The following is a 15652-nucleotide window of genomic DNA, read 5'->3' as shown; positions in this document are numbered from 1 at the left end:
GGCCAAGAGGCATTTTTTAGACAAGACGGGGACCCTACAGGACCATGGCTAAAGTAATCGGTATCGATCTCGGCACGACCAATTCCTGCGTTTCGGTGATGGAGGGCGGCAAGCCCAAGGTGATCGAGAATGCGGAAGGCGCACGCACCACGCCGTCGATCGTCGCATTCGCCAAGGATGGCGAGCGGCTGGTCGGCCAGCCGGCCAAGCGCCAGGCGGTGACCAATCCGGAAAACACGGTGTTCGCGGTGAAGCGCCTGATCGGCCGTCGTTTCGACGATCCCATCACCAAGAAGGACACCGAGCTGGTGCCCTATCACATCGTGAAGGGCCAGAATGGCGATGCGTGGGTGCAGGCCGGCGGCAAGGATTATTCGCCGTCGCAGATCAGCGCGTTCACGCTGCAGAAGATGAAGGAAACCGCCGAGGCGTATCTCGGCGAGACCGTGACGCAGGCGGTGATCACCGTGCCGGCGTACTTCAACGACGCACAGCGCCAAGCGACCAAGGATGCCGGGCAGATCGCGGGCCTCGAAGTGCTGCGCATCATCAACGAGCCGACGGCGGCGGCGCTTGCATACGGCCTCGACAAGGACACCAACAAGACGATTGCGGTCTATGATCTTGGCGGCGGCACGTTCGACATCTCGATCCTCGAGATCGGCGACGGCGTGTTCGAGGTGAAGGCCACCAACGGCGACACGTTCCTGGGTGGTGAGGATTTCGACAACAAGCTGCTCAACTTCCTGGCGAGCGATTTCCAGAAGGCCGAGGGCATCGACCTGACCAAGGACAAGCTGGCACTTCAGCGTCTGAAGGAAGCCGCGGAAAAGGCGAAGATCGAGCTGTCTTCGGCCGCGACGACGGAAGTGAACCTGCCGTTCATCACCGCCGACCAGAACGGGCCGAAGCATCTCGTCAAGCAGATCACCCGCGCCGATCTCGAAAAGCTGGTCGAGGATCTCATCCAGCGCACGCTGGAGCCGTGCAAGAAGGCGCTGGCCGATGCCGGCGTCAAGGCGGCGGACATCACCGAGGTCGTCCTCGTCGGTGGCATGACGCGCATGCCCAAGGTGCGCCAGGTGGTGAAGGACTTCTTCGGCAAGGAGCCGCATTCGGGCGTCAACCCGGATGAGGTCGTGGCGATGGGTGCCGCGATCCAGGCCGGTGTGTTGCAGGGCGACGTGAAGGACGTGCTGCTGCTCGACGTGACGCCGCTGTCGCTGGGCATCGAGACGCTGGGTGGCGTGTTCACCCGAATGATCGATCGCAACACCACGATCCCGACCAAGAAGAGCCAGACCTATTCGACCGCCGACGACAATCAGGGCGCTGTGACGATCCGCGTGTTCCAGGGCGAGCGCGAGATGGCGGCCGACAACAAGATGCTCGGCCAGTTCGATCTGGTCGGCATTCCGCCGGCACCGCGCGGCGTGCCGCAGATCGAGGTGACGTTCGACATCGACGCCAACGGCATCGTCAACGTCTCGGCGCGCGACAAGGGCACCGGCAAGGAACAGCAGATCCGCATCCAGGCCTCGGGCGGCCTCAGCGACAAGGACATCGACCAGATGGTCCGCGACGCCGAGCAGTTCGCCGAGGACGACAAGAAGCGCCGTGCGGCGGCCGAGGCGAAGAACAACGCCGACAGCCTTATCCACACGACCGAGCGCCAGCTGGCCGACAATGGCGACAAGGTGGACGCTGCGCTGAAGGGCGAGATCGAGGCGGCGATCGCGGAAGCGAAGACCGCAGTCGAGAGCGGTGATCCGGAAACGATGAAGACCAAGTCGGATGCGCTGGCCCAGGTCGCGATGAAGCTCGGCCAGGCGATCTACGAGAAGCAGGCCCAGGCCGAAGCTTCGCCGGAAGGCGAGGCTGCTGCAGAAGTGCCGAAGGAAGACGTGGTCGATGCCGAGTTCTCGGAAGTCGACGACAACCACAAGGCGTAAGTTGAAGTGAACTTCACCCGTCATTCCCGCGAAGGCGGGAATCCCGCTTCTTCTTCTGCCGGTCGTTCGGCACGGAAGACGAAGCGGGACCCCCGCCTTCGCGGGGGTAACGGGGTGAATGCGGGGGCTGGGGCGTGACCACCGAGATCGATTTTTACGAACTGCTCGAAATCGAGCGCAGCGCCGACGATGCGACGATCAAGACGTCGTATCGCAAGCTGGCGATGAAATACCATCCGGACAAGAATTCCGGGTGCAAGGATAGCGAAGGCAAGTTCAAGGCGATCAGCGAAGCCTATGACTGCCTGAAGGATCCGCAGAAGCGCGCGGCGTACGATCGCTTCGGCCATGACGCGTTCCGCAATGGCGGCGGCGGTGGTGGCGGGCAGGGTGCCGGCTTCGGCGACTTCGGCGACATCTTCGAGAACATCTTTGGTGAATTCATGGGCGGGCAGCGCGGGCAACAGCGCGGGCCCCGGCGCGGCGCGGATTTGCGCTACGACATGGAAATCACGCTTGAGGATGCGTTCCAGGGCAAGTCGACCGAGATTACGGTCGACGTCTCGGCGCAGTGCGATTCGTGCAGCGGCACGGGTGCGAAGCCCGGTACGAGTGCCAAGGGCTGCGCGACGTGCGGCGGGCATGGCAAGGTGCGTGCGCAACAGGGCTTCTTCGTGGTCGAGCGGACCTGTCCGTCTTGCCACGGCGCGGGCCAGGTGATCGCCGATCCGTGCGGCAATTGCCATGGCGAAGGCCGGGTCGAGAAGACCAAGACGCTGACCGTCAACATCCCGCCCGGCGTGGACGAGGGCACGCGCGTGCGCCTGACCGGCGAGGGCGAGGCGGGTGCGCGGGGTGCGCCGCCGGGCGATTTGTACATCTTCCTGCACGTCGCACGACATGCGCTGTTCGAGCGCGAAGGGACGACGTTGTTCGCGCGCGCACCGATCAGCTTCACCACCGCGTCGCTCGGTGGAGAGATCAGCATTCCGGGGCCGGATGGGGTGAACCATGCGATCAAGATTCCGGCTGGCACGCAGAGCGGGCGCGAGCTGCGTCAGCGCGGCGCGGGCATGCCGGTGCTGCAAGGGCGCGGGCGTGGCGATCTGGTGATCCGGCTCGAGGTGGAAACGCCGACCAAGCTTTCGGCCAAGCAGAAGGAATTGCTGGAGCAGTTCCGCGCGACCGAGAATGGCGACTGCAACCCGCAGAGCGAGGGTTTCTTCCAGAAGATGAAGAGCGCCTGGGGGTGAGGGTTGGGGGCGGGTGATGTGTGTCGTCCCCGCCAACCTGTAGTGCCTCCCCGGCGAAGGCCGGGGTCCAGTCGCGCTGATCGATGTTACTTGCGCAGCACCCGATCACTAATGTGTCCTGACTGGGCCCCGGCCTTCGCCGGGGAGGCGGTGTGTGCAGGGGAATCTTGCGAACCACCAATACCGTCATCCTGAAATTGTTTCAGGATCTATTCCTCCACGGGGCAAGACGGGACTGGCTGCACGATGGATCCTGAAACGAGTTCAGGATCACGGCAGCTTTATACAAATAGCGTGGGGAAAAAATCTTGACCCCGCCGGCCGTGTCCGCCCCTTTCGATTCTTCGAAAAGGGCGGGCTGGCCGATGGGTCAGAAGGCGAAGATCGCCCCGACCACCAGCGCTTGAGCCGCAAGGGCCAGCATTCCGCTGACCACGGCTTCGAAATTGCGCATTGATAGTCTCCGAGAGTGCCGGATAAGTCCGGTCCGGCTCAAATAGGATTATTTCGCCATCACGCAATATTGTTGCGTGCAAGTGCGAGTGCAATTTTTGCACTTTTGTTACGGCGGGCGGTTTGCCGGGCGATGGCTGCCGCATGAGCGACGTCAGCGTGGCAAATGCAGCGTCAGATCGCCGGCCTGTTCGCGGCGCGGATAGGCGGCGTCGATCGCGTCGGCGACGACCGGATTGAAGCGCTGATCGTAGAGCGTTCTGCCCCGATCACCGCGTGTGACGAAGAAGCCGAAATCACCGCGGCGGACGCGCGCGGCGAGCGCCCGTTCGTCATACACGCCGGCCCCGCCCAGTTCGGCGACGATCGCGGGTTCCCACAGGATCGGCTGCCCCGCCCGCAGCAGCAGGACCATGTCGTCCGTGATAACCGGTTTCGGGCTGGCGCGAATGCGGGCGACGATGGCGTCGAGCGCCGGGCGGTCGCACGCGGCCTTGGCGGTATCGGGCGTGAGCGGCGGGTCGCTCATCTGCACGGCGATGCCGAGACCAACCAATGCGAGCAGCAACAGGCTGGGGCGGGCGGGCAGGCGGGTGGCGGCGCGGAGCAGCGGGACGACGGCAATGCCGATCAGCACGGCGATGCCGGAGAACCAGTCGATCAGGTAATTATCGCTCGCGCCCGATTTCAGGATCGCGGGGAGCATCAATGTCTTGAGTGCTAGGGTGAGGACGACGAGGGCGAGCGTAACGAGGTTCGGATCGGTCGGAAGCCGCTCGCGGAGGGTCCGCCAGCCGAGGCTCTTACTTGCCGCGACGAGGCCGATCGTGCCGAGCGCCAGCGTGACGATGCTGGCGAGCAGGACCGCGCCGAGCATAGTCGCATGCGCCCAGACGATGCGGTTGATGTTGTAGAACAGGATGTTGACCAGGAAATAGCCGCCACTCATCGCCTCCAATATCGCCAGCGCGATACCGCCGGACACGATAGCGGCGGCGAGCATCGTCCAGGCCGCGCGGCGGTTGGCGAACACTAGCACGAGGAAAGCTGCGGCGGGCGCGGGCAGGTTGGTTTGGCGCGTGTAGAGCGCAGCGGCGAAGGCGATGCCGGCCGCAATCGCGAGCTTCGGCCGCCGGATCGAGGCGGCGGCGAGCGCCATGCCCGCGAGCGTGATCGCGCAGGCGAGCATGTCGATGCGCATCAGCAGCGCCCAGGTGAGCACTACGGGCAAAGTGACGAAAGCAAGCGCGGCGAAGGCAGCGGCGGCGCGGCGGATGCGGCGCGGCTGGTCCGGCGGAATCGCGCGGGCGGTGAGCAAGGCGATCAGCAGCGCGCAGATCGCGGTCGCGACGAACGATACGAGCCGACCGGCATAGAGTTCGTCCAGCCCGAACACGCGCGCAGTGCCGGCGGTGACGAGCGGGTAGACCGGGGGATATTCGAACACGAAGGCCGGAAAGGCCTGCAACGGCGCATAGCCATGGCCGGCGAGGATGTAGCGCATCTGCTGCCACACCACGCCCTCGCCATAATCGAGATCATAAGGGTAACCGAAGGCGAAGGCGGCGTGCGCGGCGAGGCGGGCGAGGCCCCAGGCGAAGGCGAGCGTCGCGGCGGTGAGGGCCGCTCGGGCTGGCCAGGGGTTTTGCGACTGGCCTGTCAAGGTACTGACGGTGCGTGGTGCGGTGCTTCCCCGGCAAATGCGAGGCCTCTGCGAAACTCCTCCGTCACCCCGGACTTGTTCCGGGGTCCACCGCTCCGCATGCTCGCAGGGCACTGATTTTGCGTCACGGTGGACCCCGGAACAAGTCCGGGGTGACGGTAAATGGCGAAGTTGCGTGACTTTCGCAGAGGCCTCGCGAAGGCCGGGGCCCAGTCGGGAGACAGAAGTCGTCGGGTGCTGCGCGAGGTGACATCCACCTCCGCGACTGGGCCCCGGCCTTCGCCGGGGAAGCGGCTTCTTTCGACAGTCGAGACGAAACCGCCCCCGATCATCGTCAGCCGAAGACCCGCGCGAAGATCGTGTCGACGTGCTTCAGGTGATAGCCGAGATCGAACTTGTCCTCGATCTCCGCCACCGACAGTGCGGCGGTCACTTCGGGGTCGGCCTTGAGCAATTCCATCAGCGACAGTTCGCCGTCCGAATCCCACACCTTCATCGCGTTGCGCTGGACGAGGCGATAGGAATCCTCGCGGGATACGCCGGCTTGCGTGAGCGCGAGCAGCACGCGTTGCGAGTGGACGAGGCCGCCCATCTTGTTGAGGTTCTTTTCCATCCGCGCCGGATAGACGACGAGCTTGTCGATCACGCCGGTGAGGCGGGCGAGCGCGAAATCGAGCGTGATCGTGGCGTCGGGGCCGATATAGCGCTCGACCGAGGAGTGGCTGATGTCGCGTTCGTGCCACAGCGCCACATTCTCCAGCGCGGGCGTGACATAGCCGCGGACCATGCGGGCCAGGCCGGTGAGATTCTCGGTCAGCACCGGGTTGCGCTTGTGCGGCATCGCCGACGAACCCTTCTGGCCGGGCGAGAAGAATTCCTCCGCCTCCAGCACTTCGGTACGTTGCAGGTGGCGGATTTCCGTGGCGAGGCGTTCGATCGACGAGGCGATCACGCCCAAAGTCGCGAAGTACATCGCATGGCGATCGCGCGGGATGACCTGGGTCGAGACGGGTTCGATCGCGAGGCCCATCTTCTCGGCGACGTGCGCTTCGACCGCCGGATCGATATTGGCGAAGGTGCCGACCGCGCCGGAGATCGCGCAGGTGGCGATGTCGGCGCGCGCGGCGACCAGGCGGGCGCGGTTGCGGGCGAATTCGGCATAGGCCTGCGCCAGTTTCAGGCCGAACGTGACCGGCTCGGCATGGATGCCGTGGCTGCGGCCGATCGTGGCGGTCAGCTTGTGTTCGCGCGCCTTGCGTTCGAGCACGACGAGCAACGCATCGAGATCGGCGATCAATATGTCGCTGGCTTGCGCGAGTTGGACCGACAGGCAGGTGTCGAGCACGTCGGACGAGGTCATGCCCTGGTGCATGAAGCGCGCCTGATCCCCGACATTGTCCGCGACCCAGGTGAGGAAGGCGATCACATCGTGCTTGGTGACGGCCTCGATCGCGTCGATCGCTGGGACGTCGATCTCGGGATTGGTGTTCCACCACGCCCACAAGGCGGCGGCGGCTTCTTTCGGCACGACACCGAGATCGGCCAGCGCGTCGGTGGCGTGCGCCTCGATCTCGAACCAGATGCGGAAGCGCGCCTCCGGCGTCCAGAGCGCGGCCATTGCGGGGCGGGAATAGCGGGGGACCATGCGGGTTCCTCTAACAGGCGAGACGAAAGGCGGCGCGGTCCGGAGCGGGATTCGCGGTGAGCCGGGCGTTAGCAGGGACGGGCCGAAGCTTCAAACGGAAGCGAAATGAACAAAGCGGCAGGATGATGGTTGGTATAGGCAAGCTCGATCAGGTGGATGCGGAAGCATTCGCCGGGCTTCGACAGATTAATATTCGGAGAGAAACCATGTTGAAACATATTTTTCTAGCCAGCGCCGTAATGATTTCTGCACCTGTTCTGGCACAAAACAAGCCGGTTCCTGCGGAAGCCGCTCCGGTGACTCAGGCGGCACCGGCGCAAGCTGCGCCCACCACTGCAACACCGTCTTCGGTCGAGGCGGCACCTGCGCCGGATAACGTCGCGCAGGCCGCGCCGGCCACGGATCCGGCGGCTGCACCCGCAAGTCAGGCGGCGGCCCAGCCAGCCCCGGCCAAGGCGGAACAGGTTGCTGCGGTCGTCGGCAAGGAATTCCCGACCTATGACAAGAACAAGGACGGGAAGCTCGACAGTGCCGAGTTCGCATCGTGGATGGTCGCGCTAAAGACCGCGAGCGATCCGGCGACCAAGGCGGATAGCCAGGACACCAAGACCTGGATCGGGCAGGCCTTCGCCAGCGCGGATACCGACAAGAACAAGTCGGTTTCGATGACCGAGCTGAATGCGTTTCTTGCCCAGGGGTGATGTGCCGCTGATGTGAGATACGGAAAGGCCGCCGGACCTTTGGGTTCGGCGGTTTTTTTGTGCGGGCGAGGATTGCGCTTCTTTCACTGCATGCGGGGAAGAAGGCAGCGGGATCCCGGATCAAGTCCGGGATGACGGGGGCTAGATCAGTCCCATCGCCCGCAAGCTCGCATGGCCGCCGGTGCCGATGATGATATGATCGTGGACCGCGATGTTCAGGCGCTTGCCGGCTTCCATGATGTTGCGCGTCAGATCGATATCGGCGCGGCTTGGGGCGGGGTCTCCGCTGGGGTGGTTGTGGACGAGGATGATCGCGGCCGAGCCGAGATCGATCGCGCGGCGGATCACTTCGCGGACATAGACGGCAGCCTGGTCGATCGAGCCTTCGCTCATCAATTCGTCGCGGATCAGCATGTTGCGGGTGTTGAGGTGCAACACGCGGACGCGCTCGATCGGGTGGTGGGCCATGTCGGCGCGGAGATAATCGAGCAGCGCCTGCCAGTTGGCGAGCACCGGCCGATCGGCGATTTGGGATTTCACCAGCCGGATCGCGGCGGCATGGGCGATCTTGATTGCGGCGATCGAGGTTTCGCCCATTCCGGACACGCGCGACAAGGCTTCCGGGTCGGCGGTGAGCAGCCCGCCGATGCCGCCGAATTCCCTGAGCAACTGCTTGGCCAGCGGCTTGGTGTCGCGGCGGGGGATGGCAAGCGCGAGGAGATATTCGATCAGTTCGTGATCGAGCAGCCCGTCGCCGCCGGTCTCGACCAGGCGCTGGCGCAGCCGGGCGCGGTGGCCGGCATTGTCTTGATCGGGAACGCTCATCGGCGCGGAGGATTACGCAGGCAGGACCGCGCGCGCAATTGCATGACGCGGCTCCGCCCCTATGCTGGCGATGATTTGGAGAGTGCGACGGCGTGACGGCGAGTAGCGACGAAAATGAAGGGCGACGTCGCCGCCTGCCGCGATTGGGGCGGGGCGCACGGATCGCGGGCGTGATCGCGATCGTGCTGCTGGTCGGGCTGATCGCGTTTTGGACGCAGCGCAAGCCGATCGCGAGCGGATATGTGAACCGCTATCTGGCCGAGCATGACGTGCCGGCGACGTATGACATCGCCGAGCTTGGGCTGGGTCGGCAGCGGCTGACCAATGTGGTGATCGGCGATCCGGCGCGGCCCGATCTGGTGGCGGACTGGGTCGAGTTGCGCACCGAAGTCGGCTTTTCGGGTGCGAGCGTGGATGCGGTGCGCGCCGGGCGGGTGCGGGTGCGTGGCAGGCTGGTGGATGGGGTGCTGTCGTTGGGCGCGGTCGACAAGTTGCTGCCTGCGCCGAGCGGGAAGCCGTTCGCGTTGCCGGCGCTGAGCGTGGACGTGGCGGATGCGCGGATGCGGCTGGAGACGCCGCAGGGGCTGCTGGGCCTGAAGCTGAGCGGGCGCGGGCGGTTGAACGACGGGTTCAGGGGCAATCTGGCGGCGGTGTCGGAGCGGCTGAAGGCCGGCGGGTGCGTGGCAGACAAGGTCGCGGCGGCGCTGGCGATCGGGGTGAGCAAGGCCGCGCCGTCGTTGAAGGGGCCGGTGCGGGCGGGCGCGGTGTCGTGCGGTGGTGCGAACCTTCGTGCGTTGGGTGCTGACCTGACGGTAGCGCTGGGTGCTGCGCTGGATAGCTGGAAGGGCGAGGTGCGGCTGGCGAGCGGGGCAGCGTCGCATCCGCTGGTGCGCGCCGAATCGGTGACGGGCTGGATCGGGTTTGCGGGCACTAAGGCAGGCACGTCGGGCCGGGTGAAGCTGGATACCGGACGCTTTGCCAGCGCCGAGGGATCGGGCGCGCGGCTGGGGTTCGGTGGCGAGTATAAGATCGGCCCGGGAATCGAGATCGCGCCGGGCGGCTATGTGGATGCGTCGGACGTGACGATTGCGCCTGGGCGATTGGCGGCGATTGCGCGGCTGGGTGGTGCGGGGGCGGGAACGCCGGTTGGGCCGCTTGCCAAGGCGTTGGCGCAGGCCGGGGTCGCGGCGGGGAAGTCGATCGGCGGACAGGTGCGGTTTGGGTGGCGGAGCGATGGGCCGGTTCGAGTCAGTCAAGTCACGCTGTCCTCGCGGTCTGGGTTCAATGCGGCGCTGAACAATGCGGATGTCGTATATGATCCGAAGGGCGGCGCGCTGCGGGTCGCGGGGGCACTGGCGATGGGCGGGGGTGGCTTTCCGGGTTTGAAGGCCACGCTGGCACAGGCTGCGCCGGGGGCGGCGGTGACGGGTGTGGTGTCGCTCGACCGGCCTTATCAGGCAGGCGGGGCGAGCCTGGCCTTCACGCCGTTGCGGTTCAGCGCCACGCCGCGCGGGAACAGCCGGTTTGCGACGCGGATTACGCTGTCCGGGCCGCTTGGAGACGGACGCGTCGAGGGGCTGGATGTGCCGCTGGACGGGATCTGGAACGGGCGTGGGCGGGTGGCGATCAATCCGGATTGCGCGGCGGTCGGGTGGCGGACGCTGGCGGTGTCGGGGCTGAACCTGCGCCCGGCCAGCCTTCGACTGTGCCCGGTCGGCGGGGCGATGCTGGCGATCGATGGCACAAGGATGAGCGGTGGCGCGAGCATCGCCGCGCCGCACTTGTCCGGCACGCTGGGCAGTTCGCCGGTGACGCTGGCCGCGTCGGCTGCGCGGTTCGGATTGGCGGACCTCAGCTTCGCGCTGAGCGATATTGCGGTGCGGCTGGGTGCGCCGGATCGTGTGACCCGGCTCGATTTCGCTCGGATCGAGGGCAAAAAGGAACGCGGCGGGATCTCCGGCACGTTCGCGGGCGGCGGGGGGCAGATCGGCGCAGTGCCCCTGATACTGTCGGCGGCGAGCGGCATCTGGGGGTTCGACGGGCGACTCGGCCTGACCGGTGCGATGACGGTGAGCGATTCGGCGGCGGTGCCACGGTTCAAGCCGCTGGCCGCGCGCGATGTCGCGCTTGGATTGGACAAGGGCGTGATCGGGGTGGCGGGTCTGCTCTACGAACCGAGCCGCAACGTGTCCGTCGCGCAGATCGCGTTGCGGCATACGCTGGCGAGCGGCAGCGGAAGCGCCGATATCGCGGTGCCGGGGCTCGTCTTTGCCGATAAGGGGTTGCAGCCCGACGAGCTGACTCCGCTGACGACCGGCGTGATCCAGAACGTCGTCGGCACGGTGACGGGCGAGGGGCATATCCGCTGGTCGCCGGACGGCGTGACGAGCGACGGCGTGTTCCGTACGACCGACATGAATTTGGCCGCGGGACTTGGCCCGGTGACGGGAATCACGACCGAAATCCGCTTCACCGATCTGCTCGCGCTGCAAAGTGCGCCGGGGCAGGTGGCGACGATCAAGACGATCAATACCGGCGTCGTCGTCAGCGACGGAGTGCTGCGATACCAGACCTTGCCCGAGGCGCGGATCCAGGTGGAGGATGCGCGCTGGCCGTTCGCCGGTGGCAGTCTGGTGCTGGAGCCGACCCTGCTCGACTTCTCCGACAAGCAGGAGCGGCACATGACGCTGACCGTCACCGGCATGGAGGCGGCGAAATTCCTGCAACAGTTCGATTTCGAGAACCTTAGCGCGACCGGCGTGTTCGACGGGCGGCTGCCGATGATCTTCGATTTCACCGGCGGGCGAATCGAAAACGGTACGCTGAAGTCGCGCCCCGGCGGCGGGACGATCGCGTATCTGGGCGAGGTGTCGAAGGAGAATCTCGGCGTCTGGGGCAATCTGGCGTTTCAGGCGCTGAGATCGCTCCGCTACCGCGATCTGGACCTGGTGATGAACGGGCCGCTGGCCGGTGAGATGATCACCGAGGCGCATTTCGCAGGGCTTAACCAGGGCGAGGGCGCGAAAAGCAATTTCCTGATCCGGCGGCTGCAACGCCTGCCGTTCGTATTCAATGTGAAGATCAAGGCACCGTTCCGTGGTCTGTTCGATTCGGTGCGATCGTTCTACGATCCGCGCCTGCTGATCGAGCGCAACCTGCCGGCGTTGATCCAGCGGCGCGACCAGCAGATCCCCAATTCCGCGAAGACCCCCGTTCAGCCTCAAGAAAGCGAGACCGTGCCATGACAGCATCCGTGCAGTGGAGACGAACCTTCGTGGTGGTGGGATTGATCGCGACAAGCACCGGATGCGTGAACGTCAGCGCGCCGGACAAGCCGATCGAGATCAATCTCAATATCAACGTGAAGCAGGAAGTCGTATACCGCCTCGATGGTGAGGCGAAAGCGACCATCAAGGCGCAACCGGGAATATTCTGATGATGAAATTTTCTCATGTTCGGGGCAACATATTCGCGGCGAGCGCGGTGCTGTTCGCCTGTGTGTCCAGCGCCGCATTCGCGCAGCGCGATCCGGCCTATGCCGCGGCGCGCGAGGCGGGGCAGGTGGGCGAGCAGCCCAACGGCTATCTCGGCGTGGTGAGCGGCGGGGCGAGTGTTCAGGCGATCGTCGACAAGATCAACATCCAGCGCAAGGCGACCTATGCGGAAAAAGCACAGGCGGCGGGCGTGACGATCAACGATTACGGCGTGACCTTCGGCTGCAACCTGATTGCCAATACGCAGCCGGGCGAGAAGTATAAGGCACCGGATGGTTCGTGGAAGACGCGCACGGCGGCTGCTCCGGAGCGTAGCCCGAGCTGCGTGTGATTCGCTGACTATGTGGCTGTTCCCCGGCGAAGGCCGGGGTCCAGTCGGGAAGCGGAAATGATCTTGCGCTGCGTGTGGTAACCCGGTCCATCGCGACTGAGCCCCGGCCTTCGCCGGGGAATGGCCAGCCATAACCTATCCCATTGGTCTAAAGCCCGATCCCCACAGCGGTTGACTTGGCCACCCCCCTTTTCTAAACGGGCGCCGCAACGGGGGCGTCGCTCCCATGTCTCTCGTCGCTGCGCCTTTGGTGTGGCGGCGTTTTCTTATCAGGACTTTTCAAGCGTTGGCCGACGATCGCCAGACCGATGACCTGAACAGCCGCATCGCAAACGCGCGTGCGGCCGAGCAGGCGCGTGCTGGCGGGACGGTGTTGGGCAAGCCGGCAAAGGGCTATTCGCAAGGGTCGCGCGTGCTGGCGATGCTGCTGGGTGCATTGTTCGGCGGCGGCGTGCTGGGCTGGGCGATCGACCAATGGTTCGGCACCAGCCCCTGGGGCCTGCTGATCGTACTGACGCTCGCCGTAATCGGGGCTTTCATGAATATCATCAAGATGTCGAAGGAGCGCGCAGAGTGAGCGCCGGCAAAATCGATCCGATGGAACAGTTCATGGTCGAGCCCTTGTTGGGCCGCCATCTGGAACTGTTCGGCTACGACGTGTCGTTCACCAATTCGGCGCTGTTCATGTTCGTCGTGCTGGCGCTGCTGGCCGTGTTCATGGCCGGCGGCATGAAGCGCGCGCTGATCCCCGGCCGCTGGCAGGTGATGGCCGAGGGCGCGGTGAGCTTCATCGACAATATGGTGACGACCAGCATCGGTTCGGGCGGCAAGAAGTTCGCGCCGTACATCTTCTCGCTGTTCTTCTTCATCCTGTTCGCCAATTTCGTCGGCATCCTGCCGCTGGCGATCGTGCCCGGGCTGCACACCTTCGCCGTGACCAGCCACATCACGCTCACGGCGGTGCTGGCGTTCGTGTCGTTCGGCATCGTGCTGATCGTCGGCCTGGTGAAGCATGGCTTCAAGTTCTTCTCCCTGTTCGTGCCGCACGGCGCGCCCTTGTGGCTGATGCCGGTCATCATCCCGGTCGAGTTCGTGTCGTTCATGGTACGTCCGTTCTCGCTGGCGCTGCGACTGTTCGTCGCGATGACCGCCGGGCACATCCTGCTCGAAGTGTTCGGCAGCTTCGTGGTGCAGGGCCTGAACGCAGGCGGTCCGCTCGGCTGGCTCGTCAGTGCGCTCAGCTTCGTGATGATCATCGGCGTCAGCGCGCTGGAACTTCTGGTGTGCGCGATCCAGGCCTATGTCTTCGCGCTGCTCACGTCGCTGTACCTGCATGACGCGGTGCACCTGCACTAGGTTCTCGAGTTTCAAGTTTTCTACCAACCATACTGAATTGATTAGGGAGTTTTGACATGACTGATACGGGTTTGATGTACATCGGTGCCGGCCTCGCAGCGATCGGCGTTGGCATGGCCGCACTCGGCGTGGGCAATGTGTTCGGTTCGTTCCTCGAAGGCGCGCTGCGCAATCCGGGCGCTGCCGACGGCCAGCAGGGCCGCCTGTTCATCGGTTTCGCAGCGTCGGAACTGTTGGGCCTGATCGCCTTCGTCGTCGCGATCCTGATCCTGTTCGTCGTCAAGTAAGGTCGGGCCGACCGGCCCGATGACGACTTAAAGAAAGAGCATCCTCCAATGCCGCAGCTTTCCCAGATCGGTGAGATCTACGCCTCGCAGCTGTTCTGGCTCGCGATCGTGTTCGCGCTGATCTATTTCGGGATCGGCAAGGCGATGGTGCCCAAGATCGAACGGACGATCGACGATCGTACCGCGCGTATATCGGGTGACCTCGCCGCGGCGGAGGCGGCGCACCAGAGCGCGACCGGGCTCGAGACCAGCTATCAGGCTGGTCTCGACGCGGCCCGCGCGGTTGCGTTCAAATCGGCGGCCGAAGCCAAGGCGCAGGCGACTGCCCGCGCCGAGACGACGGTGAAGGCCGGCGATGCGACGGCTGCGGCGAACGTCGCCGCGGCGATGACGCGGATCGATGCGGCCAAGGCCACCGCTGCGGCGGACATCGAAGCGGCGACGGTGGATGCGGTGCAGGATATCGTCGCCAAGCTGTCCGGCGTGCAGGTCGATCGTGCATCGGTCGAGCAGAAAGTGAAGGCGGAACTGGCGCATGGCTGAGGCTCATCCGATCGAGACTGTGGCGCAGACCGGCGTGGTCGAGGTGCATCACGAACCGTCGGCGTTCGGCATCAGTGCGCCGGGCTTCGTCGCGCTGTCGATGCTGGTCGTGATCGGCATCATCCTGTGGAAGAAGGTGCCGGCGATGATCGGGCGGATGCTCGACGCGAAGATCGCCACGATCCGCCACGATCTGGACGAAGCGGCCAAGCTACGCGCCGAGGCCGAGGCGCAACTGGCCGAAGCGAAGACCCGCAATGCGGCGAGCGCGGGCGATGCGGCGGCGATTGTCGCGCATGCCGAAGCGGAGGCGAAGCAGATGCTCGCCAAGGCTGAAGCGGATGCAGCCGAACTGGTCGCGCGTCGCGGCAAGATGGCCGAGGACAAGATTGGTGCGGCCGAGCGCCTCGCCATCGCCGAAGTGCGTGCCCATGCGGCGGATGCGGCGGCCAAGGCGGCGGCCTCGATCATTGTCGAGCGGCATGATGCCGGTGCGGACAAGGTGGTGGTGGATCGCACGATCGCCGGGCTGGGCCGTCTGAACTGAGTTGATCTAAGCTTTCGAGGGCGGGGAAAACCCCTTTCCCTTCTGGATGCTTCCCCGGCGAAGGCCGGGGCCCAGTCGGGAAGGTCAATATCGTGAAGCGCACCGCCCGATAACTTCGGGTCTCCCGACTGGGCCCCGGCCTTCGCAGGGGAAGCGTTGAGGGCAGGTGGGCTGGCCTTGATCTCACGCATTTCGATTTGCAATCAAATCGCGCTAGACCTTCGGCCAATGGCGAATCGTGCCATTGTTCGGAGAGCCCGCCCCATGAAATTCATCGTACTCGCCGCTGCCCTGATGTTGCCTGCCGTCGCTTCGGCCCAGACTGCGGCGCCTGCCCCTTCGGCACCTGCTGCTCCCGCTGCGGCCACCGCAAAGTTCACGCTCGACACGCCGATCGAGGCGATCGTCGCCGATCCGGCCGGCAAGGCGGTGATCGAAAAAGATCTGCCGGGCACCACGACCCACCCGATGTACGACCAGTTCAAGGCGATGAGCCTGAACCAGGTCGCGCCGATGGCCGCTGATAAGATCACGCCGGCGGTGCTGGCCAAGGTTCAGGCCGATCTGGCGACGATCAAGTAACGACTGCCGCAATATCCACC

General features: G+C 65.1%; 16 protein-coding genes. 13 read left to right on the top strand and 3 right to left on the bottom strand.

Features of this window, described 5'->3' with window-relative positions; all coding sequences use genetic code 11:
- Window positions 1-44 precede the first annotated feature (44 nt).
- The 3 genes from dnaK (at window position 45) to U1738_RS06120 (ending at window position 3662) form a co-directional block, all read left to right on the top strand.
- A complete protein-coding gene (gene dnaK / locus U1738_RS06130; protein ID WP_332788116.1) occupies window positions 45-1952 on the top strand; it encodes a molecular chaperone DnaK in 1908 nt (635 codons plus the stop codon).
- 134 nt (window positions 1953-2086) lie between these two features.
- Window positions 2087-3205, top strand: a complete 1119-nt coding sequence (dnaJ, locus tag U1738_RS06125) for a molecular chaperone DnaJ (protein ID WP_332788115.1) — start codon at window positions 2087-2089, stop codon at window positions 3203-3205.
- A 154-nt stretch (window positions 3206-3359) separates the two neighbouring features.
- Window positions 3360-3662 (top strand): hypothetical protein, encoded by a 303-nt coding sequence (locus U1738_RS06120; RefSeq protein WP_332788114.1) that lies wholly within the window; start codon window positions 3360-3362, stop codon window positions 3660-3662.
- Between the two features lie 150 nt (window positions 3663-3812).
- Here the strand turns inward: U1738_RS06120 and U1738_RS06115 are convergent, their stop codons facing one another.
- Window positions 3813-5321, bottom strand: coding sequence for a glycosyltransferase family 39 protein (locus U1738_RS06115; RefSeq protein ID WP_332788113.1), 1509 nt, complete (start codon window positions 5319-5321; stop codon window positions 3813-3815).
- Between the two features lie 334 nt (window positions 5322-5655).
- Window positions 5656-6966: an adenylosuccinate lyase gene (gene purB, locus U1738_RS06110; protein WP_332788112.1), complete on the bottom strand. Its 1311-nt coding sequence runs from the start codon at window positions 6964-6966 to the stop codon at window positions 5656-5658.
- Between the two features lie 125 nt (window positions 6967-7091).
- On the opposite strand from purB, the gene U1738_RS06105 reads away from it, so the two are divergent.
- Complete coding sequence (locus U1738_RS06105) at window positions 7092-7667, top strand: EF-hand domain-containing protein (protein WP_332788111.1); 576 nt, start codon at window positions 7092-7094, stop codon at window positions 7665-7667.
- Window positions 7668-7808: 141 nt separating this feature from the next.
- Here U1738_RS06105 and radC read toward each other — a convergent pair whose 3' ends face one another.
- Window positions 7809-8492 carry a RadC family protein gene (gene radC / locus U1738_RS06100; RefSeq protein WP_332788110.1) on the bottom strand — a complete coding sequence of 228 codons (684 nt, stop codon included), beginning with the start codon at window positions 8490-8492 and terminating at the stop codon, window positions 7809-7811.
- Window positions 8493-8584: 92 nt separating this feature from the next.
- Between radC and U1738_RS06095 the strand changes: the two genes are divergently transcribed.
- The 9 genes from U1738_RS06095 (at window position 8585) to U1738_RS06055 (ending at window position 15632) form a co-directional block, all read left to right on the top strand.
- Complete coding sequence (locus tag U1738_RS06095; RefSeq protein ID WP_332788109.1) at window positions 8585-11737, top strand: intermembrane phospholipid transport YdbH family protein; 3153 nt, start codon at window positions 8585-8587, stop codon at window positions 11735-11737.
- Window positions 11734-11928, top strand: coding sequence for a YnbE family lipoprotein (locus U1738_RS06090; RefSeq protein WP_332788108.1), 195 nt, complete (start codon window positions 11734-11736; stop codon window positions 11926-11928). Before U1738_RS06095 ends, U1738_RS06090 begins: the two co-directional genes overlap by 4 nt.
- Window positions 11928-12317 (top strand): YdbL family probable chaperone protein, encoded by a 390-nt coding sequence (locus U1738_RS06085; protein WP_443026971.1) that lies wholly within the window; start codon window positions 11928-11930, stop codon window positions 12315-12317. Before U1738_RS06090 ends, U1738_RS06085 begins: the two co-directional genes overlap by 1 nt.
- A 226-nt stretch (window positions 12318-12543) precedes the next feature.
- Window positions 12544-12894 carry an AtpZ/AtpI family protein gene (locus U1738_RS06080; RefSeq protein ID WP_332788107.1) on the top strand — a complete coding sequence of 117 codons (351 nt, stop codon included), beginning with the start codon at window positions 12544-12546 and terminating at the stop codon, window positions 12892-12894.
- A gap of 20 nt (window positions 12895-12914) precedes the next feature.
- Complete coding sequence (locus U1738_RS06075) at window positions 12915-13673, top strand: F0F1 ATP synthase subunit A (protein WP_201781333.1); 759 nt, start codon at window positions 12915-12917, stop codon at window positions 13671-13673.
- Between the two features lie 74 nt (window positions 13674-13747).
- Window positions 13748-13960, top strand: a complete 213-nt coding sequence (locus U1738_RS06070) for a F0F1 ATP synthase subunit C (protein WP_055777096.1) — start codon at window positions 13748-13750, stop codon at window positions 13958-13960.
- 48 nt (window positions 13961-14008) lie between these two features.
- Entirely contained in the window at window positions 14009-14503 is a 495-nt protein-coding gene (locus U1738_RS06065; RefSeq protein WP_332788106.1) for a F0F1 ATP synthase subunit B family protein, read from the top strand.
- Window positions 14496-15050: a F0F1 ATP synthase subunit B family protein gene (locus tag U1738_RS06060; RefSeq protein WP_332788105.1), complete on the top strand. Its 555-nt coding sequence runs from the start codon at window positions 14496-14498 to the stop codon at window positions 15048-15050. Before U1738_RS06065 ends, U1738_RS06060 begins: the two co-directional genes overlap by 8 nt.
- 264 nt (window positions 15051-15314) lie before the next feature.
- On the top strand, window positions 15315-15632 hold the full coding sequence (locus U1738_RS06055) for a hypothetical protein (protein ID WP_332788104.1): 318 nt from the start codon (window positions 15315-15317) through the stop codon (window positions 15630-15632).
- Window positions 15633-15652: the final 20 nt, after the last annotated feature.

Origin of the sequence: Parasphingomonas caseinilytica (assembly GCF_036663755.1) — a bacterium.
Taxonomy (GTDB): domain Bacteria; phylum Pseudomonadota; class Alphaproteobacteria; order Sphingomonadales; family Sphingomonadaceae; genus Sphingomonas.
This window is presented reverse-complemented; position numbering and strand designations above follow the sequence as displayed.

Coding starts and splice junctions, on each gene's coding strand:
- dnaK (WP_332788116.1), top strand. CDS start 45: ATGGCTAAAGTAATCGGTATCGATCTCGGCACGACCAATTCCTGCGTT.
- purB (WP_332788112.1), bottom strand. CDS start 6,966: ATGGTCCCCCGCTATTCCCGCCCCGCAATGGCCGCGCTCTGGACGCCG.
- U1738_RS06105 (WP_332788111.1), top strand. CDS start 7,092: ATGGTTGGTATAGGCAAGCTCGATCAGGTGGATGCGGAAGCATTCGCC.
- radC (WP_332788110.1), bottom strand. CDS start 8,492: ATGAGCGTTCCCGATCAAGACAATGCCGGCCACCGCGCCCGGCTGCGC.
- U1738_RS06090 (WP_332788108.1), top strand. CDS start 11,734: ATGACAGCATCCGTGCAGTGGAGACGAACCTTCGTGGTGGTGGGATTG.
- U1738_RS06085 (WP_443026971.1), top strand. CDS start 11,928: ATGATGAAATTTTCTCATGTTCGGGGCAACATATTCGCGGCGAGCGCG.
- U1738_RS06080 (WP_332788107.1), top strand. CDS start 12,544: ATGTCTCTCGTCGCTGCGCCTTTGGTGTGGCGGCGTTTTCTTATCAGG.
- U1738_RS06075 (WP_201781333.1), top strand. CDS start 12,915: ATGGAACAGTTCATGGTCGAGCCCTTGTTGGGCCGCCATCTGGAACTG.
- U1738_RS06070 (WP_055777096.1), top strand. CDS start 13,748: ATGTACATCGGTGCCGGCCTCGCAGCGATCGGCGTTGGCATGGCCGCA.
- U1738_RS06065 (WP_332788106.1), top strand. CDS start 14,009: ATGCCGCAGCTTTCCCAGATCGGTGAGATCTACGCCTCGCAGCTGTTC.
- U1738_RS06060 (WP_332788105.1), top strand. CDS start 14,496: ATGGCTGAGGCTCATCCGATCGAGACTGTGGCGCAGACCGGCGTGGTC.
- U1738_RS06055 (WP_332788104.1), top strand. CDS start 15,315: ATGAAATTCATCGTACTCGCCGCTGCCCTGATGTTGCCTGCCGTCGCT.